The organism is Halorarius halobius, assembly GCF_024298865.1.
GTDB lineage: Archaea > Halobacteriota > Halobacteria > Halobacteriales > Haloarculaceae > Halorarius > Halorarius halobius.
In genome coordinates, this window is record NZ_CP101161.1 from 432,803 (window position 1) to 459,436 (window position 26,634).

Genomic DNA, 26,634 nt, shown 5'->3' on the forward strand with positions numbered 1-26,634 from the left:
CGCGGACCGACGCGCCGAAGGCGCGGAGGGAGCAGGCGCTATTTTTCCCCACGTTTTTGCCGGGGGGCTGAGCGGCCTTCGGCCGCGAAGCCCCTCGCGCAAAAAGTGGGTCCTAGAAGGTCTCCAGATACCGGTCGAGTTCCCACTGGGAGACGTCAACCAGGTAGTCCTGGAACTCGGACCTCTTCGCCTCGACGAACTTCTCGGCGATGTGCGGCCCGAGCGCGTCGAGGACCGTCTCGTCTTCCTCGAGCGCGTCGACGGCCTCCCCGAGGTTGGTCGGGAGCGTCTCGATGCCGTACTCCTCGCGCTTCTGCTCGTCGAACTCGTAGATGTTCTCGCGGACCGGGTCCGGGCAGTCGAGGTCGTCCTCGATGCCGTCCAGCCCCGCGTGGATGAGCGCGGCGAAGGCCAGATACGGGTTACACGACGGGTCCGGGAACCGTGCCTCGATGCGGGAGGCCGCCGGAACGCGCGCGGCGGGCTTGCGGATGAGCGCCGAGCGGTTGCGGTCGGACCACGCCACGTAAACGGGCGCCTCGTAGCCGGGCACCAGGCGCTTGTAGCTGTTGACGGTCGGGTTCGTCACGGCCGCCAGCGCGGGCGCGTGCTCGAGGATGCCGGCGGTGAACTGCTTGGCCGTCTCGCTGAGGTCGAACTCGTCGTCCTCGTCGTGGAACGCGTTCTCGCCGTCCTCGGTGAACAGCGAGATGTGGGTGTGCATCCCCGAGCCGTTGATGCGCGGGATGGGCTTGGGCATGAACGTCGCGTGGAGGTCATGCTCCGCGGCGATGGCCCGCACCACCGTCCGGAACGTGCCGACGTTGTCCGCCGTCGTCAAGGCGTCGTCGTACTCGAAGTTGATCTCGTGTTGGCCCTCGGCGACCTCGTGGTGGCTGGCTTCGATGTCGAACCCCATCGATTCGAGCCCGTAGATGATGTCGCGGCGCACGTCCGAGGCGAGGTCCTTCGGCGCGAGGTCGAAGTAGCCGCCGGCGTCGTTGGTCTTGGTCGTCGCACGGCCGTCCTCGTCCTCCTCGAACAGGAAGAACTCGGGTTCGGGCGCGGCGTTGACCGTGTAGCCCATGTCGTGGGCGCGCTGGAGCGCCTGCTTCAGCACGTAGCGCGGGTCGCCCTCGAACGGTTCGCCCGTCGAGGTGTTGATGACGTCACAGATGAGCCGCGCGGACGCGTGCTCGTCGCTGTTGCGCCACGGCAGTACCGCGAACGTCGACGGGTCGGGCTTCAGCCGCATGTCCGACTCCTGGATGCGGACGAACCCCTCGATGGAGGAGCCGTCGAAGTAGATACCCTCCGTGAACGCCTTTTCGGCCTGGTCGGCCGGCACCGAGACGTTCTTCACGGTGCCGAGGATGTCGGTGAACTGCAGGCGCAGGAAGTCCACGTTCTTCTCGTCTATCTCCTCTACGACGCGCTGGGCCTCCGCCGAGAGGCCGCCGTCGGGCGTAGCGTGTTCTTCTGTCATCGTCTTGGACACCCTATCCGACCATCCGAAGTAATAAAACCGTATCTATCCTCGCAATTTCTCTCGCGCCCGTCTCGGAAGTGGATATTCGTAAAATTATAGTAGCTCCCCGGAGTGGTGAGGTGTAATGACGTACGAAAACCTCGACCGGAAGCTCATCAACGCCCTGTTGAACGACGGCCGCGCCTCGCTCCGCTCGCTCGCCGAGGAGCTCGACGTCTCGGTGACGACCGTCTCGAACCACCTGTCGACGCTGGAGGACGACGGTATCATCACCGGCTACACCCCCGTCGTCGACTACGACAAGCTCGGCTACGACGTCACCGCGGTCATCCAGCTGAAGGTCGAGGGCTCGTCGCTTCCGGACATCACCGACCGCCTGCAGGAACACGACCAGATGGTCTCCGTCTACGAGGTGACCGGCGACCACGACGTCATCGCCATCGGGAAGTTCACCGACACCGACCACATGAACGAGCAGATCAAGGAACTGCTCATCGACCCCGACATCAAGGAGTCGAACACCAGCGTCGTCCTGAACACGGTCGTCGAGAACCAGCAGTTCGAACTCGACTACTGACCCTGGACGCGTCGCTTCTCGACGTGTCGCTCCACGTCGCGTGCGCTCCACGTCGCGTGTGCTCGCGCTGGTCGACGGTGACTACCCTCGGGAGCGTCAGCGCGTGCGAGAAGAGGGATGGTGTGGCCCGCGGAACCGTACCGTACCCACCGGCGTCGCGTGGCGCTACAGTCGCGCGAGCGCGTTCTGCCCGTCCCCGTTACCGTTCGCGTTCGTCGAGGCCCCGGATTCGGACTCGAACTCGCGTTCGAGTTCGGCCTCGCTGTCCTCGTAGGTGACCGTCACCTCGACGGCCGTGGCGTTCTCGGGGACCGCGAACGTGACCTCGCCGTCCTCGCCGGTCGCGTACTCGGTGCCGTCGTACACGACCGTCGCGTTCTCGACGGCGGTGCCGTTCCAGGAGACGGCCACGGTCGCGTTCTCGCCCGCCGAGACGTTGCCGACGAACGTCGCGTTCAGCGACGCCGGCCGCTCGACTTCGTCGTCGGTGGGCTCCGTCCGCTCGTCCGCATCGTCACCGTCAACCTCGTCGATGGGGACGTCCGTGCCGGACTCGCTGGCGACCGGCTTGATGTTGTACTTCCCGGAGTTACCGCGCTTGACCACGGTGATGTCGTAGACGAAGTCGACCGACTCGTTCGCCTCCACGCGGAAGTTGTCGTTCAACTGGAGTTTGCTCGACGGAAGCTTCACTTCCGTCGTGGAGCCGTCCGTCAGCGTGCCGTTGACCTCCGAGACGTGGACGAAGACCTTCGTGTAGTTACCCTCCGAGAGGTTGAACGTCCGGAGCAGGGTCGCGTTGTCGCCCTGCAGTTCCGTCAGGTCGACGGTGGTGCCGTTCACCTCGTGGCTCACCCACTCGCCGTCGCCGTCCTCCATCTCGTCGTCGGAGTCGTTCTCCATCTCCGACTCGTTCTCCATCTCCGACTCGTTCTCCGAGTCCTCGCCCGCGCGCCGGAACTCGATTTCGGTGATGGTGACGTTCAGATGCTCGAAGTCGTCGATGGCGTTCTTCTCGTCGCTGACGTAGAAGTCGAGCGAGCCCTGTCGCTGGGCCATCGAGACGTCGCCCTCCATGCCGGCCTCGGCGTCAGCGTCGACGCTGGCGTCGACCTCCTCGATGTCGACGTCGGTCCCCGACTCGCTGACGACCGGTCGGAGCACGTACTTGCCGGAGTTGCCGGCCTTCACGACCATCACGTCGTAGACGAAGTCGACCGATTCGTTCGACTCGACGGTGAAGTTCTGGTTCAACTGGAGTTTCCCCGACGGGAGCTTTACGTCGCCCGAGGCGTCGCCCGTGTAGGTGGCGTCCACCTCGCTGACCGACATGAACACCTTCGAGTAGTTGCCGCTCTCCACCTCGTAGGCCTCGACGAGCGAGGCGTTCGACCCCTCGAGCCGGGTCAGGTCGAACGTCTCGTTGGCCTCGACGGTCGTCTGGTTGCCGTCGGCGCGCACGAACGTCACGTTGTCGACGGTGACGTTCAGGTGTTCGAAGTCGTCTATCGCACCGGGCTGGTCGCTCACGTAGAAGTTCACGGTGCCGGTGCCGCTACCAGTGCCGGGGCCGAGCATGCTCGAACAGCCCGCGGTCACAAGCAAGGCGGCCATGGCGACCGCTGCTACTGCATTCCGTCGCATGTTTCACGACGGGATACTCGCGGCTGGCATAAATGCCGTGTGGCCGTTCGGGCCGTTCAATCCCGCCGTCGTGTGGCGAAAACGATATGAACGGTCGGGGACGGTCAGCCGGTCGGCGTCTCGGTGCCCGCCTCGGTGTCGGTTCCGTCCATCGGCGTCTCGGTGCCCGCCTCGGTGTCAGTTCCGTCCGTCGGCGTCTCCGTCGCGTTCGTCGGCGTCTCCGTCGCGTTCGTCGGCGTCTCCGTCGCGTTCGTCGGCGTCTCGGTGGTCGGTTCGGGCGCCTCCTCCGAGCGGACGACGAGCGTCGCTACCTCGCCGAAGTCGCGGGTGAACACGCTGTGGATGTAGATGCCGGGGTCGATGCCCGTCGTGTCGAGCAGGAACTGGACCTCCGCCGTCTCGCCGGGGCTCAGCGTCAGTTCGGCCTCGTCGACCACGTCACCGCTCACGCGGAACTGGACGGTCTGGGTGACGTTGCTCTCGGCGGTCGCGTCGAGCCCGACGGTCGCGTTCACGGTGACCGTCTCGCCGACGGTCACCTCGTCCGGTGCCTCGAAGCCGACCACGTCGAACGACGGGCCGGTGACGAGCGGTTCGGGCGTCGCCGTCGGCGTGGTCGGGGCGGGCGTGTCGGTCACCGGCTCGTCCGTCTGGACGGGCGTCCCGGTGGCCGTCGTCTCCGTGCCGACTGCCGTCTCGGTGCCCTCGGCGGTCGCCGTCTCCGTCTCGGTCGCCTGACCCGCCGCCGTCTCGGTACCCATATCGGTCTCGGTACCCTCGTCGGCCGCCGTCTCAGTGGCCGGCGTCTCTTCGTCCGACGGCGTCTCGGTGGCCGGCGTCTCTTCGTCCGACGGCGTCTCGGTGGCCGGCGTCTCCTCGTCCGACGGCGTCTCGGTGGCCGGCTCCGGCGTCGTCGGCGTCGTCGGCGTCGTCGGCGCCGGGGAGGTCACGAGCAGAGTCGCCTCCTCGCCGAACTGCTCGGTGTAGACCCCGTGGATGTACGTACCGATGTCGACGCCCGTCGTGTCGAGTGTGAACGTGACGTTCGTCGACTCGCCGGGCGCGAGCGTCACCTGCTGGCGGGCGACCACGTCACCCTGGACGCGGAACTCCACCAGTTGAGTGACGAGTCCGACCTCCCCGTCCTCCGGGGAGGCGGTCGCCGTACCGGTCTCGTTCCCCGTCTCGGTGGCCGTCGTCTCCGTGCCGACCGCCGTCTCCGTGCCCTCGTCGGTCACCGTCTCCGTCTCGGTCGCCTGGCCCGCCGCCGTCTCGGTACCCATATCGGTACCCTCGTCAGTGGCTGTACCTTCGTCGGTGGCCGTACCCTCGTCAGTGGCTGTACCTTCGTCGGTGGTCGTACCCTCGTCAGTGGCTGTACCTTCGTCAGTGGCCGTCGCGGTTCCCTCCTCGGGGAGCGACACCACCGCCGTCACGGTGACCGTCTCGCCCTGTTCGACCGACACCGGTGCATCGAGCGAGTCGACCGTGAACGACGCTCCGTCGTCCTCGGGTTCCTCCTGGGCCTGGACGCTCGCGCCCGCGAACGCCCACACGGCTGTCACGGAGGACAGCGCTACCACGACCGCGAGAAGTAATGCAGTCCGTCTGGTTGTTGTCATCGTTGCGGCCGGAGGGAGAACGAGAACGCGAATAAACGACTCAGACTGTTCAGAAACGTAGCCGGATTCATCCGAACGGTAAGGCCGGCGTGGGGGAGATACGGGGCTTCTACTCGCCGTTCGCTGGCCGTGGCCCCCGGCGAGTAAGGCCCGGTTTCGGGCGGGTTCCGAAGGGGGTTTACCGGTCGCGGTCCCCCGTTCGTACATGACCCTGCGCGTGACGTTCCTGGGGACGGGTGGCGCGGTGCCGACGACGGCCCGCAACACCAGCGCCGTGTTCGTCCAGCGGGAGGGCGACCGCCTCCTGTTCGACTGCGGCGAGGGCACCCAGCGACAGATGATGCGGTTCGGCACCGGGTTCGCCGTCTCGCACCTGTTCGTCACGCACACCCACGGCGACCACGTGCTCGGTATCCCCGGCCTGCTCCAGACGTGGGACTTCAACGACCGCGAGGACCCCGTCGCCATCCACACGCCCAACGGGACGCGTGGCACCATCGAGAATCTCGTCACCGCGACCGGTGCCGCGCCGAGTTTCGGCGTCCGCGTCCACGAGGTCGGCCCCGGCGACGTGGCACTCGACGCGAGCGAGTACGAGGTACGCGCCTTCGAGACGGACCACCGCGCGAAGTCGGTCGGCTACGTCCTCGTGGAGGACGACCGGAAGGGCCGGTTCGACCGCGAGCGCGCCGAGGAACTGGGCGTCCCCGTCGGCCCGAAGTTCTCGCAACTCCACCGCGGCGAGCCGGTCGAACTGGCGGACGGCACCGTCGTCGACCCCGAGCAGGTGGTCGGCGACCCCCGGCCCGGCCGCCGACTGGTGTACACCGGGGACACCCGACCGACGGGCGCCACCGTCGAGGCCAGCGAGGACGCGGACCTCCTGATTCACGACGCGACGTTCGCCGACGACCGGCGCGAGCGGGCCGGACAGACGGGCCACGCGACGGCGAGGCAGGCGGCCGAACTCGCCAACCGGGCCGGCGCGAAGCGGCTGGCGCTCCATCACGTCTCCTCGCGGTACGCCGGCGAGGAACGCGTCCTGGAGTCGGAGGCGCGCGAGGTGTTCGATGGCGAGGCGTTCCTGCCGGACGACGGCGACGAGACCGACGTGGCCTACCCCGACGAATAGTTTAGTGTCCCGTGCGCCTACGCGGGCGCATGGACTGCCCGTTCTGTGCCATCGTCGCGGGCGACGCGCCCGCGAGCGTCGTCCACGCCGACGACACCGCCGTCGCCTTCCTCGACATCGAGCCCGCGAACCCCGGTCACACGCTCGTCGTGCCCCGCGACCACGCCGATGGGCTCGGTGACCTACCCGCCGAGACGGGCGGACACATGTTCGGGGTGGCCCAGCGCGTCGCCGCGGCGTTGCGAGCGTCGGTCGACGCCGACGGTATCGGCCTCCTGCTCGCGGACGGGGCGGCCGCCGGCCAAGAGGTGTTCCACGTCCACCTCCACGTGATTCCGCGCCATGAGGGCGACGGCGTGGTGTTCCGGGGCAACCAGACGCCGGCCGACCGGGACGACCTGGACGAACTGGCCTCGCGCGTGCGCGACCACCTGTAGATGTGTAGATGCCCCCTGTAGATGTGTAGATGCCCCCGGACGCCACCTGTTACGATAGGTGACGTTTAGTGGTTGTTATCCGTTAGCATGCACATGCCGAACGCAACGCTTTCCGACCTCCTCGCGCGGAACCGCGCCCACGCCGAATCCATCGCCGACGACCACTTCGCGGACGTACTGGAGGGGCAGTACCCCCCGGTCGTCTCGCTGTGCTGTTCCGACTCCCGGGTCTCACAGGAGGGGATGTGGAACGTCGAGGAGCCGGGATGGCTGTTCACGCCATCGAACATCGGCAACCTCGCGTGGGACCGGGAGGGCGACGTGGACGGGAACCTGCTGTACCCGGTGGCCCACACCGGCACCCCGACCGTCACCGTGGTCGGCCACACGGGCTGTGGTGCGGTCACCGCCGCATACGGCGCGGTCACCGACGACGTGTGGCCCGAGGCACCGGGCATCCGGCGCCGCATCGAGCCGCTGGTGCCGGTCATCAAGGCGGCGCTTGCCGGTCCCGTCGACGACGGCGAGGGGGTCGTCGACCGCCTCGTCGAGTACAACGTCCGCGAGCAGGTGGCGTTTCTCGATTCGAGCGGCGAGGTGCCCGACGAGACCACTGTCTACGGGTTCGTCTACGACCTCCACGCGACGTACGGCGACGAGCGGGGTCGCGTCTACCTCGTGGCGGCCGACGACGAGACGGCCCCCGACGCGCTCCGCGAACTCGCCGGCGCGGAGAACGCCTCGGCGGTGCGGTCGCTACTCTAGCTCGGGCGTGAACAGGTCCTCGATGCGGCAGTCGAAGTAGTCGGCGAGTTCGAAAGCGAGGTCCAGCGAGGGGTCGTACCGCTCCCGCTCGATGGCGTTGATGGTCTGTCGGGTGACGCCGACGGCCGCCGCCAGGTCGCCCTGCGAGAGCCCCGCGGCCTCACGCCGTTCGCGTATCTCGTTGTTCATCTCAGCGGCGGCGTTCGACCAGCAGGAAGGCGACCCAGACGGCGAACAGTCCGGCGACGAAGTAGCCGAAGTAGCCCAGCCACGTCGGCCACGCGGCGACGCCGAGCGCGTCGAGTGCCACCATCGAGGGGAACACGACGGCCGAGACGACGCCGAGCAGTTGTATCGTGTTCGCGCTGGCGTGTCCCAGCAGGCGCCCGTCGCGTTCGTCGAACATCGCGCGGTCGCGCGTCCCGACGTACGCCAGCGCCGCGACGCCACAGACGGCGAAACCCGCGACGCCGGCGATGGGGTAGCCGGCGACGATGAGCCCCGCGTACAGCACGAACCCGAGCGCCCACAGCGCCACGTACAGCGTTCGGCCACCAATGTGTCGGGGAGTTGCAGTTTCGGCCACGTGTAAAGCACCTTTTACAGTGTAACGTCTCCTTTACATCCACTTAGCTCTATCGACCGCCGGCAGGAGACTTATCCGCGTCTGCCGCCTACTCGACGCCGTGAGCACCCGCACGAGTGCCCTCGACGCCGTGGTGTTCGGCGTCGACGTCCAGAGCGGCGACGTCCGTGGGGACTCCCCCTCCTACGCGCTGGTTGCGTTCGACGGCGAGCACGTCGACCGGGACGTGGTCTCGCTCCGCAAACTCCGGCGACTGGTCGACCGCGAGGAACCGGAAGTGGTCGCCACGGACAACATGTACGAACTCGCGCCCGACAAGGACGCGCTGGTCCACTTCCTGCGGGAGCTACCGACGGGGACGAAACTGGTGCAGGTGACGGGCGCCGAGCGGCCGGAACCCCTCTCGCGGGTCGCCAAGCGCCACGGCGTCCCCTACGGGAAAGAGCCGATGGAAGAAGCGGAGGCCGCGGCCCGCCTCGCGGCCGCGAACGTCGGCCAGGAGGTGTCTGCGTTCACGAACACGACCCGGGTGAAGGTGTCGCGGGGGCGCTCCACGGGCAAGGGCGGATGGAGCGAGGACCGCTACACCCGTCGCATCCACGGGAGCGTCAAGCGCGCGACCCGCGAGGTGGAGTCGGACCTGGAGGGGGCGAACCTCGAGTACGAGCGGGACGTGACCGAGAAGTACGGCGGCTTCTCGCAGGCCGTCTTCGAAGTCGAGGGAACGCCCGCCGACATCCCCGTCTCGCCGCGCCGCTCGGGCGACGTGCGCGTCGAGGTAGAGCGCGAACAGCGCGACGGCATCGAGTTCCGGCCGCTCGCCAAGCGGCGCGACCACGTCGTCGTCGGCATCGACCCCGGGACGACGACGGCGGTGGCGCTTCTGGACCTCGACGGCGAGGTGCTCGACGTCCACTCGACGCGGACGGCCGACACCGCCGCGGTGACCGAGTGGATAATCGAGCGCGGGCGGCCGCTTCTGGTCGCCGCCGACGTGACGCCGATGCCCGAGACCGTCGAGAAGTTCCGGCGGTCGTTCGACGCCACCGCCTGGGTACCCGAGCGGGACCTGCCCGTCGACGGGAAGAAACACCGGGCGCGGGACGTCGGCTACGACAACGACCACGAGCGGGACGCGCTCGCGGCGGCGCTTTTCGCGTACGACGACCACGCCGACCAGTTCGAGCGCATCGCCCGGAAGGTCCCTCCGCGGGTCGACCGCGGGGAGGTGACCGCCCGCGTCCTGCGCGAGGAGGGCACCGTCGAGAGCGTCGTCGCGGACCTGCAGGGCGACGAGGACGGCGCCGACGAGGAGAGCGCCGAGCACGAACCCCGGGAACTCACCGAGGAGGAGCGGGAGATAAAGCGGCTCCGCGAGCGGGTCGAGCGGCTGGAGGGCCACGTCACCGACCTGAAGGACACGGTCGAAAAGAAGGACGAGCGCATCGACGAGTACGAGGAGAAGCTCTCGGAGGCGCGCCGCGAGGAGCGCCGCGAGGCCCGCGAGCGCCGGGAGGTGACGCGGCTCGAACGCGAAATCGACCGGCTGGAGGGCGAACTCTCGGACGCACGCGAGCAGAACGAGACGCTGGAGGCGAAACTGGAGCGGCTGAAGCGGCTCTGGAAGCTCGACCACTCGAACTTCGCGGACGTGGCCGGCGGCGCGGACCTCGTCCCCGTCAAGCCGGTCGAGCAGTTCACGACCGCGGCCATCGAGGCCGCAGACGAGGACTTCGGGCTGGCGGCGGGCGACGTGGTGCTCCTGCGCGACGCGTCGGGGGCCGGTACCTCCTCGGCCGAGCGACTGGCCGCAGTCGAACCCCGGGTCGTCCTGAAGGACGGGACGCTCCCGGAGCAGGCCCGGAGCGTGCTACACGACCACGAGATACCCTACGGTCCGGCCGAAGACGTGTCGATACAGGAGGTCGACGAACTGGCCATCGCCAGCGAACCCGACGTGGAGGCGGTGGTCGACGACTGGCGCGACCGCGCCGCCGACCGCCGGAAGGAGGAGACCGAGTCGATGGTCGACGAACTCATCAGCGAGCACCGCGCGGAGCGGCGCAACGAAGGTTAGAGCGCGCCCTTCATCCCCATCTCCTCGAGGGCGGTGTCGACGAGACCACCGGCGACCAGACCGAGGCCCGCGACGACGACGGCGGTGCCGGCGGCGGCTTTCTTGTCGTGCGTGGCGAGAATCAGCAGGCCGACGAGCAGGACGAGGACGCCCTTCTCGCCGGTCGACCCGAGCCGTTCGCGCGCTTCTTCGACGTCTGCCATGTCCGTATCTGCGAGCGGCCCCCGATAAGCGCGGTGGTCGCCGCAGGCTTCTCAGAACATCCCGCCCATGCCCATGGCGGCCATCGCGGAGTCGATGACGCCCTTCAACAGCGCCAGCAGTCCGAGGATGGTCAGGCCGAGGCCACCCGCGACGAGCGGCGACTTGTAGGCCACGACGGCGAGGCCGACCACGAGCAACACGACGCCTGCGATGCCGGTGAGTCCGAGACGGTCACGCATACTCGGCGTCTCCGCCGTTCGTGTGTTAAAAGGTGCGATGGCGAGCGGAACGGAAGCGACCGCACGACCCCGGACAGCCGACCGACACGCCGATACTGCACCGCGAGGCGCGAGCGGGGCGCGGTAGCGGCCGACGACTAACGCGGCGCGACCGCAGGGAGCGCCGCGGCTGGCGGAGGCCACGCATATGTTCCACCAGTTTTTGCCGGAGGTCGAGCGGAGCGAGACCCCCGAGCAAAAAGTGGGCTAGAACTCGTTGCAGACCGGAATCCCGACCGTGTCGTAGTCGCCCATCGACGCCACCGTGTCGGGCACTTCCTCGAGCGAGATGGTCTCCGAGACGATGCGGCCGGGGTCGATCTTCCCCGTCTCCATCATGCGGAAAATCTCGTCGTACTCGTGGGCGGGCATGCCGTACGAGCCGATGAACTCGCGTTCGTCGAACACTATCTGGTCCACGGGGATGGACACCTCGCCCTCCTCCTCGCTGGTGGTGAGGCCTATCTGGAGGTGCTGGCCCCCCTTGTTGAGGCTGTTGACGGAGTTACGACAGGTCTGCGCGATGCCGAGCGCGTCGACGGACACCTCCGCGCCCTGCGAGCCGGGGGTGTGTTTCTTGACGGCCTGCGGGACGTCCTGCACTTCGTCCACCTTCACGGTGTGGGTCGCACCGAGGTCGAGCGCCTTGTCGAGCGCCTCCTGTTTCAGGTCGACGGCGATGACGTTCGCGCCGAGCGCGTCGGCGGTGTGAATCGCCGAGAGGCCGACGCCGCCACAGCCGTGGACGGCGACCCAGTCGCCGGGGTCGACGTCGACCCGGTGGGCGACGCCGTGGAACGCGGTGGCGAACCGACAGCCCAGCCCCGCGATGTCGACGGCGTCGACGTCGTCGGAGACGGGCACGAGGTTGGTGTCCGCCGCGCGGACCGGGTACTCCTCGGCGAACGCGCCCGTCGAGAACGGGACGAACCCCATCGGGATGGAGCGTTCACAGATGTTCTGTCGGCCCTCCCGGCAGTGGGGACAGGAGCCGTCCGCGAGGTTGAACGGGTTGGTGACGCGGTCGCCCTCGCGGTACTCCTCGACCTCATCGCCGACCTCGACGACGGTGCCGACCGGCTCGTGGCCGAATATCAGGCCGGGCGTCGACATGACGCCGATCCACGACCAGTCGCCCTGCCAGGCGTGCCAGTCCGACCGGCAGACGCCACAGGCCTCGGTCTCGACGACGACCCCATCGTCCGGGCAGTCGGGGCGGTCGACCTCCTCTATCTCCATCGGCTCGTTGGCCCCTTGAAAGACAACGGCTCGCATGTACCCTACCAAGCGAGTGGGCCGTCTTAAGTGATGTGTGGGCCATCGGCGGAGCGTTTACATACCCCGTTGCGGGGCGGGCGACGGGCTCTGGAGGTTACAAGAAGTTATACGCCCCGATGCACAACGACCTCGTATGAGCGACGACGGCGGCGGCCGGAAGGACCTCCGTATGCCCGACGACGACGAGGTCTTCGCGGTCGTCACGAACATGCTCGGGGCGAACCGCGTGAAGGTACGCTGTATGGACGGCACGGAGCGGACCGCACGCATCCCCGGCCGGATGCAGAAGCGGGTGTGGATCCGGGAGGACGACGTCGTGCTCGTCGAACCGTGGGACTGGCAGGACGAGAAAGCCGACATCACCTGGCGCTACGAGAAGCAGGACGCCGACCAGTTGCGCGAGGAGGGGCACATCCAGGAGACTGCCTGACGATGCCCGTCCAGACGGCCGCATGAGCGAGTTCGACCTGGTCGACGCCGACGCCGTCGACACCCCTGGCGACGAGTGGGAGGAACTCGACGTCTCGGACGACGAGGCCGACCGCATCGCCCGCAAGCGGGACCGCGAGTTCCTGGAGTTCCGCAAACGCATCAAGGACGCCGACCAGTTCAAGGTGGAGGCGTCGGTGTTCGACGACGCCACGCTCGCGGCCGTCTACAAACTCGTCCAGGACGGCCACATCACCGCCTTCGGTGGCCCGCTCTCGACCGGCAAGGAAGCGAACGTCTACCTCGCGGACGGCCCCGACGGCGAGGTGGCGGTGAAGATATACCGCATCAACGCCTCCGACTTCCGGGCGATGCGCGACTACCTCGACGGCGACCCGCGGTTCGAGGGCATCGGCTCCGACAAGAAGAAGGTGGTCGTCGCGTGGACGAAAAAGGAGTTCGCCAACCTCCGGCGCGCCCGCGACGCGGGCGTCCGCGTGCCCGACCCCATCGCCGTCCAGCGAAACGCTCTGGTGATGGAGTTCGTCGGGAGCGACGGCACCCGTGGGAAGCGGCTCAGCGAGGTGACCGTCGAGAACCCCGAGACGACCTACGAGGTGGTCCGCGAGTACATGCGACGGCTCTACGCGGCGGGACTGGTCCACGGCGACCTCTCGGAGTACAACCTCGTCGTCCACGACAGCGAACTGGTGGTGCTCGATTTGGGGCAGGCCGTGACGGTCCATCACCCGAACAGCCGCGAGTTTCTCGAACGCGACTGCCGGAACGTCGCCGCCTTCTTCGGTCGGCAGGGGTACGAGGTGGACGCCGACGACCTGCTCGCGTTCGTCACCGACGCCGACCCCGAGGACGTGTGACCGGCCACGGTCGCCAACGCTGATTAGTCGGCGGGCCGAACCCCGTCCATGAACGTCCGTCCTGCCGACCCCGAGGACGCCACCGGCATCGCCGCCGTCGCCCGTGCCGCGTGGTGGGAGACGTATCCGGGAATCCTCGACACCGACGTCATCGAGGCGACCCTGGAGGAGGTGTACGACGAGGAGTTCGTCCGCGAGGCGATGCGCGAGCGCGACGACCTGCTGTATCTCGTCGCCGAGGACGACGGCGTAATCGGGTTCGCCACCGCCCAGCAGACGTGGGCCGACGAGGTGGAGATACACACGCTGTACGTCGAACCGTCCCGGTGGGAGGCGGGCATCGGCACCGCACTGCTGGAGAGCGTCGCGGCGTCAGCCGCGGAGGCGGGGGCCGACCGCCTCCGGGTTGGCGTCCTCTCGGGCAACAGCGTCGGTCGCGCGTTCGTCGAGACCCGGGGGTTCGAGCGCGTGGAGACCCGGACGGCGGCGTTCGGGGAGCGGGAGGTTCCGGAGGACGTGTTCGAGAAGCCGCTGTGATGGGGCCGTGGACCGTCCGCTCACGGCGCGTGCGGCCGGTCTGGTCGGGTCCAGACGGCCGAGCAAACCAACCCTTAAATTTCTACGGCAAGTACCGCCACTCATGCAACACGTGACGATTCCGCAGGACCGCATCGGCGCTCTCATCGGGGAGGGGGGCGACACGATGCGGGAGATCGAGGAGCGGGCCGAGGTGCGGCTCAACATCGACTCCGAGACCGGAGCCGTCGAGATAGAGTCGGTCGGCGACCCCATCACGGGGCTGAAGGGACCGGACATCGTGAAGGCCATCGGCCGTGGCTTCCACCCCGAGGACGCGCTCTCGCTACTCGAGGACGACATGCGGATGCTCGACATCGTCGACCTCGACGCGGCGACGCGCAACAGCAAGGACCTCCAGCGACAGAAGGGCCGGCTCATCGGCGAGGACGGCCGCACCCGCGAACTGATGGAGGAGCTGTCGGGCGCGTCGGTCGTCATCTACGGGAAGACCGCCGGCATCATCGGCGGCCCCGAGGAGGTCGACGCCGTCCGGTCGGCCATCGAGATGATACTCGACGGCGCGCCCCACGGCGCGGTCTACTCGTTCCTCGAGCGCAAGCACAACGAGATGCAGGCCAAGGAGATGGGCTACCACCAGTTCCCGGGGGGCGAAGGCGAGACGCCCGACGCCGAGGAGGCCGACTTCGAAATCCGGACGGAGTTCGAGGAGCCGTAACGACCCTCTTAAATAGCGCGTTTGCCACCCCTTCGCACGCCAACCGATAGCCTGCAGTCCCGCGGTTACCGAACCCGGTTCGAAGCCTTTATATAGAATCGTGGACAAACTTTCGCTCGACTATGGCTCAGCAGATGGGTAACCAGCCCCTCATCGTACTCTCGGAGGAGAGTCAGCGTACGTCCGGCAAGGACGCCCAGTCGATGAACATCTCGGCCGGGAAAGCGGTCGCCGAATCCGTCCGCACCACCCTCGGCCCGAAAGGGATGGACAAGATGCTCGTCGACTCGACGGGCAACGTCGTCGTCACGAACGACGGCGTCACCATCCTCAAGGAGATGGACATCGAGCACCCCGCGGCCAACATGATCGTCGAGGTCGCGGAGACACAGGAGGAGGAAGTCGGGGACGGCACCACCACGAGCGTCGTCATCGCCGGTGAACTCCTCGCCAAAGCCGAGGACCTCCTCGAGCAGGACATCCACGCGACCATCCTCGCGCAGGGGTACCGACAGGCCGCCGCGAAGGCCAAGGAGATCCTCGACGAGATGGCCATCGAGGTCGACGCCGACGACACCGAGACGCTCGAGCGCATCGCCGGCACCGCGATGACCGGCAAGGGCGCCGAGAACGCCAAGGACACCCTCGCCGAACTCGTCGTCCGCGCGGTGCAGGCCGTCGCCGACGACGACGGTATCGACACGGACAACATCAACGTCCAGACGGTCGTCGGCGGGAGCGTCGCCGACTCCGAACTGGTCGAGGGCGTCATCGTGGGCAAGGAGCGCGTCCACGAGAACATGCCGTACTTCAAGGAGGACGCCAACATCGCCCTGCTGGACACGCCCATCGAGGTCAAGGAGACGGAGATCGACGCCGAGGTCAACGTCACCGACCCGAGCCAGCTGGAGCAGTTCCTCGAGCAGGAGGAACAGCAGCTCCGCGAGATGGTCGACCAGCTGAAGGCGGTCGGCGCCGACGTCGTCTTCTGCCAGAAGGGCATCGACGACATGGCCCAGCACTACCTCGCGCAGGAGGGTATCCTCGCCGTCCGCCGCGCGAAGAAGTCCGACATCAAGGCGCTGGCCCGCTCGACGGGCGCGCGCATCGTCTCCAACATCGACGACATCACCGAGGACGACCTCGGCTTCGCCGGCCACGTCGGCGAGAAGGAGATCGGCGGCGACACGAAGGTGTTCGTCGAGGACGTCGACGAGGCCAAGAGCGTCTCACTGGTGCTTCGCGGCGGCACCGAGCACGTCGTCGACGAGGTCGAGCGCGCCATCGAGGACAGCCTCGGCGTCGTCCGCACGACCCTCGAGGAGGGCCAGGTTCTGCCGGGCGGCGGCGCCCCCGAGGTCGCGCTGTCGATGGGTCTGCGCGAGTACGCCGACTCCGTCGACGGGCGCGAACAGCTCGCCGTCGAGGCGTTCGCCGACGCCATCGACGTCATCCCGCGCACGCTCGCTGAGAACGCGGGCCACGACCCCATCGACTCGCTGGTCGACCTCCGCAAGGAGCACGACGACGGCAACACCACCGCCGGCCTCGACGCCTACACCGGCGACGTGGTCGACATGGACGAGGAGGTCGTCGAGCCCCTCCGCGTCAAGACCCAGGCCGTCGAGTCCGCCACGGAGGCCGCGGTCATGATCCTCCGCATCGACGACGTCATCGCCGCCGGCGACCTGAAGGGCGGCGGCACCGACGACGACGACGACGAGGAGATGCCCGGCGGCCCCGGCGGCGGCATGGGCGGCGGCATGGGCGGCATGGGCGGCATGGGCGGCATGGGCGGCGCGATGTGAGCGCCCCTACAGGCCACACCACCCCCACCGTCTGACGCCGTATCGCCGTTCGACCGATTCCGCTTTCTTTCGCGTGCTGACCCGACAGCCGCGCGCGTCGCCGGGACGAGTTGTGCGAGTCGGTAACGTACTACTAAGTGCTCGGAGCGTGCAACCCTCCAGCCATGAGCGAGCAGACGGGGGGCGTCGACGCCGACCCGCTGGTCGTCACGGGGGGAACCGACGAGGCGGGCGAGGAGTTCGTCCGCTTCGAGGTGACGGTTCACCCGCGGCCGGGCGCGGGCGACGGGGGACTCGCCCACGAACGACACCTGTTCGACAACTCCGACCCGCACGTCCACCCGAAGCAGGAGGAGCGGTTCGAGGTGGTGGCCGGCGAGTACGGCATCGAGCGCGACGGCACCGAACACCGGCTGACGCCGGGCGACGAACTCACCGTCCCGGCGGGCACGCCACACCGGCAGTTCAACCCGACGGCCGAGCCGATACGCGTCGTCCACGAACACCGGCCACCCCGAGAGTCGGCGGAGATATTCGAGTCGTTCTACGCGCTCGCGCAGGCGGGCGAAACCGACGAGAAGGGGATGCCGGGACTGCTTCGGACCGCGGTGCTGGTCGACGAGTACCCCGGCCACACCTACCGGCCGACTCCCCCCGTCGTCGTCCAGAAAGCGATGTTCGGCGCGCTCGCGGCCGTCGGCCGGCTTGCGGGCTACGAGGCGACCCACGCACACGAGGACGTGACCGACCGCACCTGACTGGAGACGCTACGCGGCGTCGTCGACCCGCTCCACGAGCACCTGCAGGACGCGGTTCCGGCTGACGGCCCGGACGGTGAGTCGAGCGCCCCCGACGGTCACCGACTCGCCCACCTCGGGTACGCGACCGAACTCGTCGGCGAGCAACGCGGCGAGCGTCCCGCTCTCGACGGCCGGCAACTGGGTGCCCAGTTCGTCGTTGATGCGCGTCACCGACACCCGCCCGCGACTGCTCACCCGCCCCGGGTCGACGGCGACGACGTCGCGGCGCTCGCCCACGTCGAACACCTCGCCGACGAGTTCCTCGACGATGTCCTCGGCGGTGACGAGCCCCTCGACGGCGCCGAACTGGTCGAACACGATGGCGACCTCGAGCCGCTCGCGCTGGAGGTCCGCGAGCACCTCGTCCACCTCGCGGCTCTCGAACACGTGGACGACCGGGAGGAGGAACTCCTCGACCGGCGCGTCCCGGTCCGCGTCGACGAGGTCCCTGAGGTCGACGTAGCCGACAACGTCCTCGCCCTCGCGGTAGACGGGGAGGCGGTTCACCCGCTCGTCGGCGCAGGCGTCGACCGCCTCGCCGACCGTCGCGCCGGCGTCGACGGCCACGATGTCGGCCCGGGGCACCATCGCCTGCCGCACGGGCACGTCGCTGAACCGCAGGACGCGCTCGATGAGCGTCCCCTCGGCCGGGTCGATGGCCCCGGTCTCCTCCGCGGTCTCGAGGATGGCCGCCAGTTCCTCACGGGTCACGTACGGCTTCTCGATGTCGCGGGCCCCGCCGATGAGCCGCCGGATGCCCTCGTTGAGCCCGTCGAACACGACCACCAGCGGGTAGAGGAGCCGCTGGACGACGGCGAGCGGGCGGGCCACCCGGCGGGCGACCCGCTCGGGGTTCGCCACCCCGTAGGACTTCGGCACGATCTCGCCGAACAGCAGGACGAGCGTGCTGACGACGAGCGTCGACACCGTGACCGCGATGCCCGCCGGGAGTTCACGGACGAGCAGCACCGTGCCGACGCTGGCGATGGCGATGTTGACGAAGTTGTTGCCGACGAGGATGGTGACGAGCAGGCGGTGGGGGTCCGCCCGGAGGCGGGCGAGCGCCGCCCCCGAGGGGTCGTCCGTCGCCATCGCGTCCGCGCGGACTGGGTCCAGCGAGAACAGCGCTATCTCGCTGCCCGAGAAGAACGCGGAGACCAACAACATGACCACGATGCCGACGATACCGAGGACGAACGACGAGGTGAGCGCGACCATACGCTCTCCTCTCGTGAGGGGGCCAAGAGGCTGACGCGCGGCGACGACCGAGAACGGGAAAAGCGGGAACTGCGTCGAATCAGTCGTCGGCGGTCAGCGGCTCCTCTGCGGGTTCGCCCTGCCGCTGGACCTCCTCGTCTTCCTCCTCCTCTTCCTTCTTGGCCTTGATCTTCTTGAGGCGGAAGATCTCCTCGCGCTCCTGCTCCTCGAGTTTCTGCTCGATGTACTCCTGGGCGTCGTACAGGTCCGGCAGGAGTTTGAACTCCAGAGCGTTGACGCGGCGCTTCGTCGTCTCTATCTCCTCGAGCATCTTCTTCATCGCCGTCTCGACCTCCGCGGCGAGGATGATGGTCTCGAGTAGTTCCTCGTAGGCGTCGGCGGCCTCGTCGATGCGTGCGGAGGTGCCCATCACGCCGTAGCCGCGCTCGTCGAGGCTCTTCTTCACCTTCGAGGACTCGATCTGCGGGACGACGACGCCCATGATGTTCTTCGACTCCGTCGTTATCTCGGGGTGCTCCTTCAGCGCCGAGGCCGCGCCCCGGACGGCGACGTCACCCTCCATCGCGCGAGCCATGTTGATGGCCCGCTGGGCCCGCTCGTAGCGGTCGTCCATGTTCTCCCGGACGTCCTGCGCCTGGTCGAGGATGTCCATGAACTCCATGATGAGGCCGTCCCGCTTCTTCTCGAGCGTGTCGTGGCCCCGCTCGGAGAGCTCGATGCGATCCTCTATCGCCATCAAGTTCTTTCGGGTGGGCTTGACGTCCTTGGCCATTTGCCGAAGCCTTCCGTTCGCAGGGTGTTAGGCGTTTCCTTCCGGTTCGACCGCCGGGCGGCGCGCCACGCCCACCGACTCCTCGCCGACGGGGACGGTGGCGTCCACGCCGACCGGGGCGTCCTCGGGGTCGACGGTGACGACGGCGTCGAACAGCGCCGCGAGCGTCACCACCGTCTCGGCGTCGTGGGCGCCGGGGTCCATATGGAAATGTGCGTACGCCTCGGCGGCCCACAGTCGCTCGACGAGCGCGTGGACGAACCGGTACGCGCGGTCGGGGTCGACGTACTGCAGGAGTGCGGTCAGCGAGTCGAAACAGAACGCCGTCTCCCCGTCGTCGTACGGCAGGGTGTCGGTGGCGGCGATCTCGATGCCGGTCAGGTCCTCGGGTCCCTGCTCGACGACGCCCGGCAGGCTCCCGTCGCCGCCGCCGGTGTCGACGAGGCGTGCGGTGGCCGGCGGTCCCCCGGCGGCGGCCTCGGCGTGGTCGCGCCACTCGTCGACTCCACGGTTGTACGTCACCCCGACGAGATGGAGGTCGTCGGCCGGCGCGCGCGCCAGCAGCGACTCGCAGACGGCGTCCCGCGCCTCCGAGAGCCCCGGCGCGAGCACCAGTACGCTCCGAGCGTTCCCCAGTTCACCCCGGAGCCGTGCCTCCTGGCTCATACGCGGAGAACCGGGGCCACGGTTATCAACCCCCTGCTTGCGCTCACTCGACGTTCGACTCGAACGCGTCGACCTCGGCCCGGAGCGCGTCGACCAGCGCCTCCGGGTCGGAGACGAGCCCGGCGTCCGTGGCGACGCCGATACGGACGCTTCCGTCGTAGCTGAAGATGCTGAGGCCGACCCCCGCACCCATCGACTGGGGCACCCAGAAGAAGATGTCCTCGACCTCCTCGCCAGCGAACGTGAACGAGTCGGTCGGCCCCGGGACGTTGGTGACGACGGCCGTCGCCCGGTCGTGGAACCGCCGCTCCACGAGGTCCTGAACCGGCTTCGGGAGGTTGCCACCCGCCAGCAGTAGCGCGTAGATGAGAAACGCCTGCGGGCTCCGCTTCAGGTCGTCCATCCGCGATTTCACCGTCTGGAGCCGGTCGCGGGGCGAGGCGATTCCGACCGGCAGTTCCAGATACACCAGCCCGAAGTAGTTGCCCAGGTCCGCCGTCCGGCGGTCGAGCGGCTTCAGGTTCACCGGCACCGTCACCCGGAGGTCCTCCGCCAGTTCCAGTTCCTCCTCTCGCTGGAGGTAGCGGCGGAGCCCGCCGGCCGTCACCGCCATCAGCACGTCGTTGATGGTGCCGTCGTACTCCTCGCCGATGGCCTCTATCACGTCGAGGTCGATTGGCTGGGTCCACGCGACCCGCTTGGGAACGCCCAGTTCGCCGACGAGCGACGTGTCCGGCTCCTCGTCCATCGTCAGCAGGTCGGCGAGCGTCAGGGGGGCCTTCCCCGCCATCGCGGCCGCGCGGCCGCCGCCCTTCACGGCGTCGACGACCCCCGACGCGCGCTCGCGCAACCCCCGGGCGTCGTCCCGTGAGCCGCCCCCGTCGTCGATGTCGGGCGGGTCACCCTCGCCCACGTCGGGCGGGTCGGGGAGGTTGCCGATGGGGAGGTCTATCTCGCTGGGGTCGTCGGCCAGTCCGAGCAGGAGGTAGATGAGCGCGAACCCGTCGGCGATGCTGTGGTGGATGCGCATCACGAGGGCGTTGCCGTCGCCGGCCCCCTCCACGAGGTACGCCTGCCACAGCGGCATCTCCGGGTGGAGCTGGGTCGCCATCTGCCCGGCGACGAACTCCTCGAACGTCTCCTTGTCCTGTGGCTCTGGGAGCGCGACGTGGTGGAGATGTGACTCCAGCGCGAACTCGGGGTCCTCCTCCCACTTCGGGCGGCCGAGCGCGTCGTAGACGATGCGCTGGGTGAACCGGTCGAACGACAGCAGGGTCTCGTCGAACTTCCGTTCGAGCCGGTCGAACTCGATGGCCTCGTCGAACACGACGACGCCGGTGATGACCATCTGATTGGTCCGCTCGCCCAGCCGGAGCCAGGCGTTGTCCGGCCCCGAGAGCCGTTCACGCTCTGTCACGTGACCACCTCCCGCCCTCCTTCCGGATGCCCGCCGCGCCCCTCGACACGACCGCGTTCGCGCTGTGACGCCATGCGAATACGGTGGAGAACAGAGGACACCGGATGATGAATCTGCTGGTGGTAGGGAGAATAAAACGCGCCGTCAAACCGCGGGTCGCGTCAGTCCGCGGTGACTTCCTCGGCTTCCGACTCCTCGCCCTCGTGGTACTGCTCGATGAGCTCCTCGTCGATGCGGTTGAGCTCCTCCTCGGGGAACATCGACAGCAGGTCCCAGCCGATGTCGAGCGTCTCGTCGATGGAGCGGTTGCGGTCGAACCCCTGGTCGACGAACTCCTCTTCGAACCGGTCGGCGAAGTCGAGGAAGCGGTTGTCACGCTCCGACAGCGCCTCGCGACCGACGATGTTGACGAGGTCGCGCAGGTCCTCACCCTCCGCGTAGGCGGCGTACATCTGGTCGGAGACGTCGGCGTGGTCCTCGCGGGTCAACCCCTCGCCGATACCGTCGTCCATCAGCCGCGACAGGCTCGGCAGGACGTTGATGGGCGGCTGGATACCCTGGCTGTTGAGGTCACGGTCGACGTATATCTGCCCCTCCGTGATGTAGCCGGTGAGGTCCGGAATCGGGTGGGTGTCGTCGTCGCCCGGCATCGTGAGGATGGGAATCTGGGTGACCGACCCCTCCCGGCCCTCGATGCGGCCGGCGCGCTCGTACAGCGTCGCGAGGTCGGTGTACATGTAGCCGGGGTAGCCCCGACGACCCGGCACCTCCTCGCGGGCGGCGCCGATTTCGCGGAGCGCCTCACAGTAGTTCGTCATGTCCGTCAGGATGGTGAGGACGTGGTACCCCTTCTCGAACGCGAGATACTCCGCGGTGGTAAGCGCCAGCCGCGGCGTGATGGTCCGCTCGACTGCGGGGTCGTCCGCGAGGTTCATGAACACCACGGAGCGCTCCAGCGCGCCGGTGCGCTCGAAGTCGTCCATGAACTCGTTGGCCTCCTCCTGGGTGATGCCCATCGCGCCGAAGATGACGGCGAACTCGCTCTCCTCGCCCTCCTCTTCCTCCTCGGGGACGGAGGCCTGGCGGGCAATCTGAAGCGCCAGTTCGTTGTGCGGCAGGCCAGACCCGGAGAAGATGGGGAGCTTCTGGCCGCGAACGAGGGTGTTCATCCCGTCGATGGCGGACACGCCCGTCTGGATGAACTCCTCGGGGTACTCCCGTGCGGTGGGGTTGATGGCCGCGCCGACGATGGGCTCCTCCTTCTCGGGTTCGATGTCCGGACCGCCGTCGATGGGCTGGCCCGACCCCGAGAGCACGCGCCCGAGCAGTTCCTCGGTCAGCGGCATCTGGAGCGTCTCGCCCAGGAACCGAACCGACGACTCCTTGTCGATGCCCGAGGTGCCCTCGAACACCTGGATGGCGACGTAGTCGCTCGTCGACTCGAGCACCTGACCGCGTCGCGTCTCGCCGCTGGGCGTCTCTATCTCGACGATCTCGTCGTAGCCGACCGGCTCGTCGACTTCGGCGAACACCAGCGGGCCGCTGATCTCCGTGATGGTCTTGTATTCCTTCTGCATTGTCAGTACAGCTCCTGGAGCTGTTCGGCGATGTCTGCCTCGAGTTCGTCGATGAACTCGTTGTAGTCCTCCGCGACGCCCATCCGGTTCAGGCGCGGCGCGGCGTCGATGTCCTGTATCTCCTCGACCGGGACCCCGGCCTCGAGCGCGTCGAACGCCTCGTCGTTGAACGTCTTGATGGCGCCGAGCATCCGGTAGGTCTTCTCCGGCTCACAGTAGGTGTCGACGTCGTGGAACGCGTTCTGCTGGAGCCACGCCTCGCGCAGGTAGCGGGCGACCTCCAGGGTCAGCTGCTGGTCCTCGGGCAGGGCGTCCTTGCCGACGAGCTGGACGATCTCCTGCAGTTCCTGCTCCTCGTCGAGCGTGTCGACGGCCCACTGCCGCTGTTCGGGCCAGTCGTCCTCGACGTTGTCCTCGAACCAGGGGTCGAGCTGTTCCCGGTACAGCGAGTACGACTCGTTCCAGTTGATGGAGGGGAAGTGCCGCCGTTCCGCGAGGTCGGCGTCGAGCGCCCAGAACGTCTTCACGATACGCAGGGTGTTCTGCGTGACCGGCTCCGAGAAGTCGCCACCCGGCGGGCTGACCGCGCCGATGACCGAGATGGAGCCCTCGGTGTCGTTGATGTTCTGGAAGTAGCCGGCCCGCTCGTAGAACTCCGAGAGGCGCGCGGCCAGATACGCGGGGTAGCCCTCCTCGCCGGGCATCTCCTCGAGCCGCGAGGAGATCTCCCGCATCGCCTCGGCCCACCGCGAGGTGGAGTCGGCCATCAGCGCCACGTCGTACCCCATGTCGCGGTAGTACTCCGCGATGGTGATGCCCGTGTACACGCAGGATTCACGCGCCGCGACGGGCATGTTGGAGGTGTTGGCGATGAGGCAGGTCCGCGACATCAGGGGGTTGCCCGTGATGGGGTCCTCCAGTTCGGGGAAGTCCTCGATGACCTCCGTCATCTCGTTGCCACGCTCGCCACAGCCGACGTAGACGACGATGTCCGCGTCGGCCCACTTCGCGAGCTGGTGCTGGGTGACGGTCTTGCCCGAGCCGAAGGGCCCCGGAATCGCCGCCGTCCCGCCCTTCGCTATCGGGAACAGTCCGTCGAGGACGCGCTGGCCCGAGACGAGCGGCGTCGTCGGCGTCTCCTTCTCGGCGGTGGGCCGAGCCTGCCGGACCGGCCACTCCTGGCGCATCGTGATCTCCTCGCCGTTGTCGAGTTCGACGACCGCTTCCTCGACGTCGAACTCGCCCTCTTTCGCCTCGCTGACGGCGCCGCCCTCGAAGTCCGGCGGGACGAGCACCTTGTGGTCGATCTGGACCGTCTCCTCGACGACCCCGACCACGTCACCGGGTTCGACCTCGTCGCCCTCGGAGACGGTGGGTTCGAACGCCCAGGTCTTCTCCAGGTCGATGCCCGGCGCGTCGACGCCGCGGTCGAGGAACGCGCCCATCTGCTCTTCGAGCACGTCGAGCGGGCGCTGGACGCCGTCGTAAATCGAGTCCAGCATCCCCGGCCCGAGGTCGACGGTCAGCGGCTCGCCGGTGTTCTCGACCGGTTCGCCGGGCGCGACGTCCGACGTCTCCTCGTACACCTGAATCGTGGTCAGGTTCCCTTCGATCTCGATGACCTCGCCCATCAGTCCTTCGTCGCCCACGTAGACGACGTCGTTCATCTTGGCTTCGAGGCCCGTGGCGGTCACGACCGGACCGCTCACGCTTTCGATGACGCCGTTCTGCTCGACGTCGGTGTCCTGTGCTTGGCTCATTGTTGGTCTTCCTCCATCAGGTCGATCCCGATTGCGCGCTTGATCTGGTCGCGGAGGCCGCCCGAACCGGCCCCGCCGCCCAGCGTCACGAGCACGGGTTCGACGCTCGTTTCGACGTTCTGTCGGACTGTACGCGAGAGGTGCTCCAGGTCGTCGTCGTGCATCACGACGATGCCGACGTCGTCGTCGGCGAACATCTCCTCGACGACGCTATCGAGCTGCTCGTCCTTCTGGTCGTCGGGGACGTTCTCGCACTTGCGGACGCCGGCGAGCCTGAAGCCGGTGGTGAACTCCGGACTGCCGATGACGCCGATCTCCTGGCTCATTGTATCACCAGCTCCTCCTCGATCTCCTCGGTCGAGAGACCGGCCTCCCGACCCCGCGCGATGGCACGGATGTTCTCGACCTCGCGCTCCTTGGCGAGGACGTACGCGAGCACCGGACAGACGGACAGCGGATACCGGCTCGACAGCTTGTCCGAGTACTCCAAAAGCGCCGCGTCCAGCGCGTGCTCGAAGCCGATGAGGTCGTCGGCCGCCTCCAGTTCGTCGAGCGCGCGGTCGAGGTCGTCACCGTACGGCGATTCACGGACCCGTGCGACGAGTTCGTCGGGGTTGGACGCGAGCTGTCGGACCGTCGCCTCGTCGAACAGCCGGCCGCCCTCGATGAAGTACTCCGAGGGCTCGATCTCCGCGCCCGACCGCGCGAGCCGGAGCGCGTTCCGGAGGTTCCGGAAATCTATCTCCGCCCGAAGGAACTGGATGTACAGCTCCTCGGCGCGGTTCGGCTCGTCGGGGAGGTCCTGGAGCAGGTTCGCGTAGAAGGCGCGGTCCGTCGCGTTCTCCAGCGGGACCAGCACGCCCTCCTCTTCGTACGTCTCGAGGGCGTCGGCCAGCGAGTCGCCGAACATCGTACCCGACAGGAGTTCGACGGCCTCCTCGATGGAGCTGGCGTCGACCAGCCGCGAGAGGAACGCGTCGGTGAACTCGCCGGCCTCGATGAGGTCGTCCTCGATCTCGGCGCTCGGGGCGTCGGAGTAGAGTCCCCGAAACACCGTCTTCACGTTCCAGGCGTCGAACTTCCGCAGGTATCGGGCGACGTAGTCGTACAGCTGTCCGTCGGCCCAGTCGAGAAGGTCGTCGAAATGCTTGGCGAGGTTCTCGTTGAGCGCGTACTCGATGAGGTCGACGCCGGAGAAGCGGGAGCCGAGCGCGTTCATCTCGCCCTCGTACTCCGTCTCCTCCATGAACCGGGCGATCTCGCCCGGGCCCATCCGGACGAGCTTCCGGTAGTCGTCGGCGTCGAACAGCGACGCGCGCCGGGACCGCACTCTGGCGGTGACGTATTCGTAGTTCGCGGTGCCGTCCTCCTTGATGCTCATCGTTCCTCGAACAGTTCCTCGGAGATCTCCCGGAGGTTCTCCTCCCAGACCTCCTCGAGCACGGAGTCGAACGTGTTGTTCACGCGGACCCGGCTCGCCTCCGCCTCGACGACGACGCCGCCGAGACACTCCGTCTCGCCGGCCACCTCGAACCCGTCGTAGTCGGCGACGATGTCGCCGAGTAGCTCCTGGTCGTCGGCCCGTCCGTACACGTGGACGGTGTCGGCGTCCTCGAACTCGGTGGCCGCGGCGTCGAGCAGCGCGCGGGTCAGCTCCTCGCGCTTCTCGCCGTCGATGTCGGCGACCGCCGCCTCGACGCGCTCGCGGACGTCCTGGAGCGTCTCGCGGCGGGCTTCGAGCCGCTGCTGTTTCGCCTCCAGTTTCGCGGAGGAGAGCTTCTGCTCTCGCTCCTGTTCTATCTGCTGTTCCACTTCCCGTTCGGCTTCCGCGACGATGTCCTGCGCGTCGTCTTCTGCCTCGGCCACTATCTCCTCGGCACGGGCTTCGCCGTCCGCCCGAATCTCCTCCGCACGCGCGCGGGCTTCGTCTCGGATGTCCTCTACGACCGTATCAAGGCTCATTTG

Annotated in this window: 28 protein-coding genes; 11 read left to right on the forward strand and 17 right to left on the reverse strand. The window is 68.0% G+C overall.

Annotation, left to right across the window (positions count from 1 at the left end; translation table 11 throughout):
- Positions 1-112 precede the first annotated feature (112 nt).
- Entirely contained in the window at positions 113-1,486 is a 1,374-nt protein-coding gene (glnA, locus tag NL112_RS02220) for a type I glutamate--ammonia ligase (protein WP_255150999.1), read from the reverse strand.
- A gap of 127 nt (positions 1,487-1,613) precedes the next feature.
- Here glnA and lrp point away from each other — a divergent pair, with 127 nt between their 5' ends.
- Positions 1,614-2,066, forward strand: coding sequence for an HTH-type transcriptional regulator Lrp (gene lrp, locus NL112_RS02225; RefSeq protein WP_255151000.1), 453 nt, complete (start codon positions 1,614-1,616; stop codon positions 2,064-2,066).
- Between the two features lie 165 nt (positions 2,067-2,231).
- Here the strand turns inward: lrp and NL112_RS02230 are convergent, their stop codons facing one another.
- Entirely contained in the window at positions 2,232-3,710 is a 1,479-nt protein-coding gene (locus NL112_RS02230; protein WP_255151001.1) for a DUF4382 domain-containing protein, read from the reverse strand.
- Between the two features lie 104 nt (positions 3,711-3,814).
- Positions 3,815-5,275, reverse strand: coding sequence for a hypothetical protein (locus NL112_RS02235; RefSeq protein ID WP_255151002.1), 1,461 nt, complete (start codon positions 5,273-5,275; stop codon positions 3,815-3,817).
- Between the two features lie 262 nt (positions 5,276-5,537).
- Between NL112_RS02235 and rnz the strand changes: the two genes are divergently transcribed.
- The 3 genes from rnz (at position 5,538) to NL112_RS02250 (ending at position 7,666) form a co-directional block, all read left to right on the forward strand.
- Complete coding sequence (rnz, locus tag NL112_RS02240; protein ID WP_255151003.1) at positions 5,538-6,464, forward strand: ribonuclease Z; 927 nt, start codon at positions 5,538-5,540, stop codon at positions 6,462-6,464.
- 29 nt (positions 6,465-6,493) lie between these two features.
- The gene (locus NL112_RS02245; protein WP_255151004.1) at positions 6,494-6,901 is read left to right on the forward strand and encodes an HIT family protein; all 408 of its coding nucleotides are present in this window, start codon (positions 6,494-6,496) and stop codon (positions 6,899-6,901) included.
- A 93-nt stretch (positions 6,902-6,994) separates the two neighbouring features.
- Entirely contained in the window at positions 6,995-7,666 is a 672-nt protein-coding gene (locus NL112_RS02250) for a carbonic anhydrase (RefSeq protein ID WP_255151005.1), read from the forward strand.
- Here the strand turns inward: NL112_RS02250 and NL112_RS02255 are convergent.
- A complete protein-coding gene (locus NL112_RS02255) occupies positions 7,658-7,855 on the reverse strand; it encodes a helix-turn-helix transcriptional regulator (protein ID WP_255151006.1) in 198 nt (65 codons plus the stop codon). The genes NL112_RS02250 and NL112_RS02255 overlap by 9 nt on opposite strands.
- Before the next feature lies 1 nt (position 7,856).
- A complete protein-coding gene (locus NL112_RS02260) occupies positions 7,857-8,252 on the reverse strand; it encodes a hypothetical protein (RefSeq protein ID WP_255151007.1) in 396 nt (131 codons plus the stop codon).
- Between the two features lie 100 nt (positions 8,253-8,352).
- On the opposite strand from NL112_RS02260, the gene NL112_RS02265 reads away from it, so the two are divergent.
- Positions 8,353-10,329, forward strand: coding sequence for a DUF460 domain-containing protein (locus NL112_RS02265; RefSeq protein WP_255151008.1), 1,977 nt, complete (start codon positions 8,353-8,355; stop codon positions 10,327-10,329).
- Here the strand turns inward: NL112_RS02265 and NL112_RS02270 are convergent.
- The 3 genes from NL112_RS02270 to NL112_RS02280 all read right to left on the reverse strand — a co-directional run bounded on the left by NL112_RS02270 (position 10,326) and on the right by NL112_RS02280 (position 12,086).
- Complete coding sequence (locus NL112_RS02270; protein ID WP_255151009.1) at positions 10,326-10,532, reverse strand: DUF7470 family protein; 207 nt, start codon at positions 10,530-10,532, stop codon at positions 10,326-10,328. The genes NL112_RS02265 and NL112_RS02270 overlap by 4 nt on opposite strands.
- Before the next feature lie 51 nt (positions 10,533-10,583).
- A complete protein-coding gene (locus NL112_RS02275) occupies positions 10,584-10,772 on the reverse strand; it encodes a DUF7470 family protein (RefSeq protein ID WP_255151010.1) in 189 nt (62 codons plus the stop codon).
- A 246-nt stretch (positions 10,773-11,018) separates the two neighbouring features.
- Positions 11,019-12,086, reverse strand: coding sequence for a zinc-dependent alcohol dehydrogenase family protein (locus NL112_RS02280; RefSeq protein ID WP_255151011.1), 1,068 nt, complete (start codon positions 12,084-12,086; stop codon positions 11,019-11,021).
- A 136-nt stretch (positions 12,087-12,222) separates the two neighbouring features.
- On the opposite strand from NL112_RS02280, the gene eif1A reads away from it, so the two are divergent.
- The 6 genes from eif1A (at position 12,223) to NL112_RS02310 (ending at position 17,217) form a co-directional block, all read left to right on the forward strand.
- Complete coding sequence (gene eif1A / locus NL112_RS02285; protein WP_255151012.1) at positions 12,223-12,519, forward strand: translation initiation factor eIF-1A; 297 nt, start codon at positions 12,223-12,225, stop codon at positions 12,517-12,519.
- A gap of 22 nt (positions 12,520-12,541) precedes the next feature.
- Positions 12,542-13,396: a serine/threonine-protein kinase Rio1 gene (gene rio1, locus NL112_RS02290; RefSeq protein ID WP_255151013.1), complete on the forward strand. Its 855-nt coding sequence runs from the start codon at positions 12,542-12,544 to the stop codon at positions 13,394-13,396.
- A 48-nt stretch (positions 13,397-13,444) separates the two neighbouring features.
- Positions 13,445-13,933 carry a GNAT family N-acetyltransferase gene (locus NL112_RS02295; protein ID WP_255151014.1) on the forward strand — a complete coding sequence of 163 codons (489 nt, stop codon included), beginning with the start codon at positions 13,445-13,447 and terminating at the stop codon, positions 13,931-13,933.
- 103 nt (positions 13,934-14,036) lie between these two features.
- Positions 14,037-14,651 (forward strand): KH domain-containing protein, encoded by a 615-nt coding sequence (locus NL112_RS02300; RefSeq protein ID WP_255151015.1) that lies wholly within the window; start codon positions 14,037-14,039, stop codon positions 14,649-14,651.
- 134 nt (positions 14,652-14,785) lie between these two features.
- Entirely contained in the window at positions 14,786-16,459 is a 1,674-nt protein-coding gene (gene thsA / locus NL112_RS02305; RefSeq protein WP_255152629.1) for a thermosome subunit alpha, read from the forward strand.
- A 164-nt stretch (positions 16,460-16,623) separates the two neighbouring features.
- Complete coding sequence (locus NL112_RS02310) at positions 16,624-17,217, forward strand: cupin domain-containing protein (protein WP_255151016.1); 594 nt, start codon at positions 16,624-16,626, stop codon at positions 17,215-17,217.
- Positions 17,218-17,226: 9 nt separating this feature from the next.
- Here the strand turns inward: NL112_RS02310 and NL112_RS02315 are convergent, their stop codons facing one another.
- From NL112_RS02315 to NL112_RS02355, 9 genes are all read right to left on the reverse strand, one after another.
- The gene (locus NL112_RS02315) at positions 17,227-18,477 is read right to left on the reverse strand and encodes a hemolysin family protein (protein ID WP_255151017.1); all 1,251 of its coding nucleotides are present in this window, start codon (positions 18,475-18,477) and stop codon (positions 17,227-17,229) included.
- 79 nt (positions 18,478-18,556) lie between these two features.
- Positions 18,557-19,249, reverse strand: a complete 693-nt coding sequence (locus tag NL112_RS02320; protein ID WP_255151018.1) for a V-type ATP synthase subunit D — start codon at positions 19,247-19,249, stop codon at positions 18,557-18,559.
- Positions 19,250-19,276: 27 nt separating this feature from the next.
- Complete coding sequence (locus tag NL112_RS02325; RefSeq protein ID WP_255151019.1) at positions 19,277-19,915, reverse strand: DUF7504 family protein; 639 nt, start codon at positions 19,913-19,915, stop codon at positions 19,277-19,279.
- Between the two features lie 43 nt (positions 19,916-19,958).
- A complete protein-coding gene (locus NL112_RS02330; RefSeq protein ID WP_255151020.1) occupies positions 19,959-21,332 on the reverse strand; it encodes a wax ester/triacylglycerol synthase family O-acyltransferase in 1,374 nt (457 codons plus the stop codon).
- Positions 21,333-21,493: 161 nt separating this feature from the next.
- Positions 21,494-22,909: an ATP synthase subunit B gene (locus NL112_RS02335; protein WP_255151021.1), complete on the reverse strand. Its 1,416-nt coding sequence runs from the start codon at positions 22,907-22,909 to the stop codon at positions 21,494-21,496.
- A 2-nt stretch (positions 22,910-22,911) separates the two neighbouring features.
- Positions 22,912-24,669 (reverse strand): ATP synthase subunit A, encoded by a 1,758-nt coding sequence (locus tag NL112_RS02340; protein ID WP_255151022.1) that lies wholly within the window; start codon positions 24,667-24,669, stop codon positions 22,912-22,914.
- Positions 24,666-24,995: a V-type ATP synthase subunit F gene (locus NL112_RS02345; protein ID WP_255151023.1), complete on the reverse strand. Its 330-nt coding sequence runs from the start codon at positions 24,993-24,995 to the stop codon at positions 24,666-24,668. The genes NL112_RS02340 and NL112_RS02345 overlap by 4 nt, the downstream gene beginning before the upstream one ends.
- Positions 24,992-26,050 (reverse strand): V-type ATP synthase subunit C, encoded by a 1,059-nt coding sequence (locus tag NL112_RS02350; RefSeq protein WP_255151024.1) that lies wholly within the window; start codon positions 26,048-26,050, stop codon positions 24,992-24,994. The genes NL112_RS02345 and NL112_RS02350 overlap by 4 nt, the downstream gene beginning before the upstream one ends.
- A complete protein-coding gene (locus tag NL112_RS02355) occupies positions 26,047-26,631 on the reverse strand; it encodes a V-type ATP synthase subunit E (protein ID WP_255151025.1) in 585 nt (194 codons plus the stop codon). Before NL112_RS02355 ends, NL112_RS02350 begins: the two co-directional genes overlap by 4 nt.
- Between the last annotated feature and the right edge of the window lie 3 nt (positions 26,632-26,634).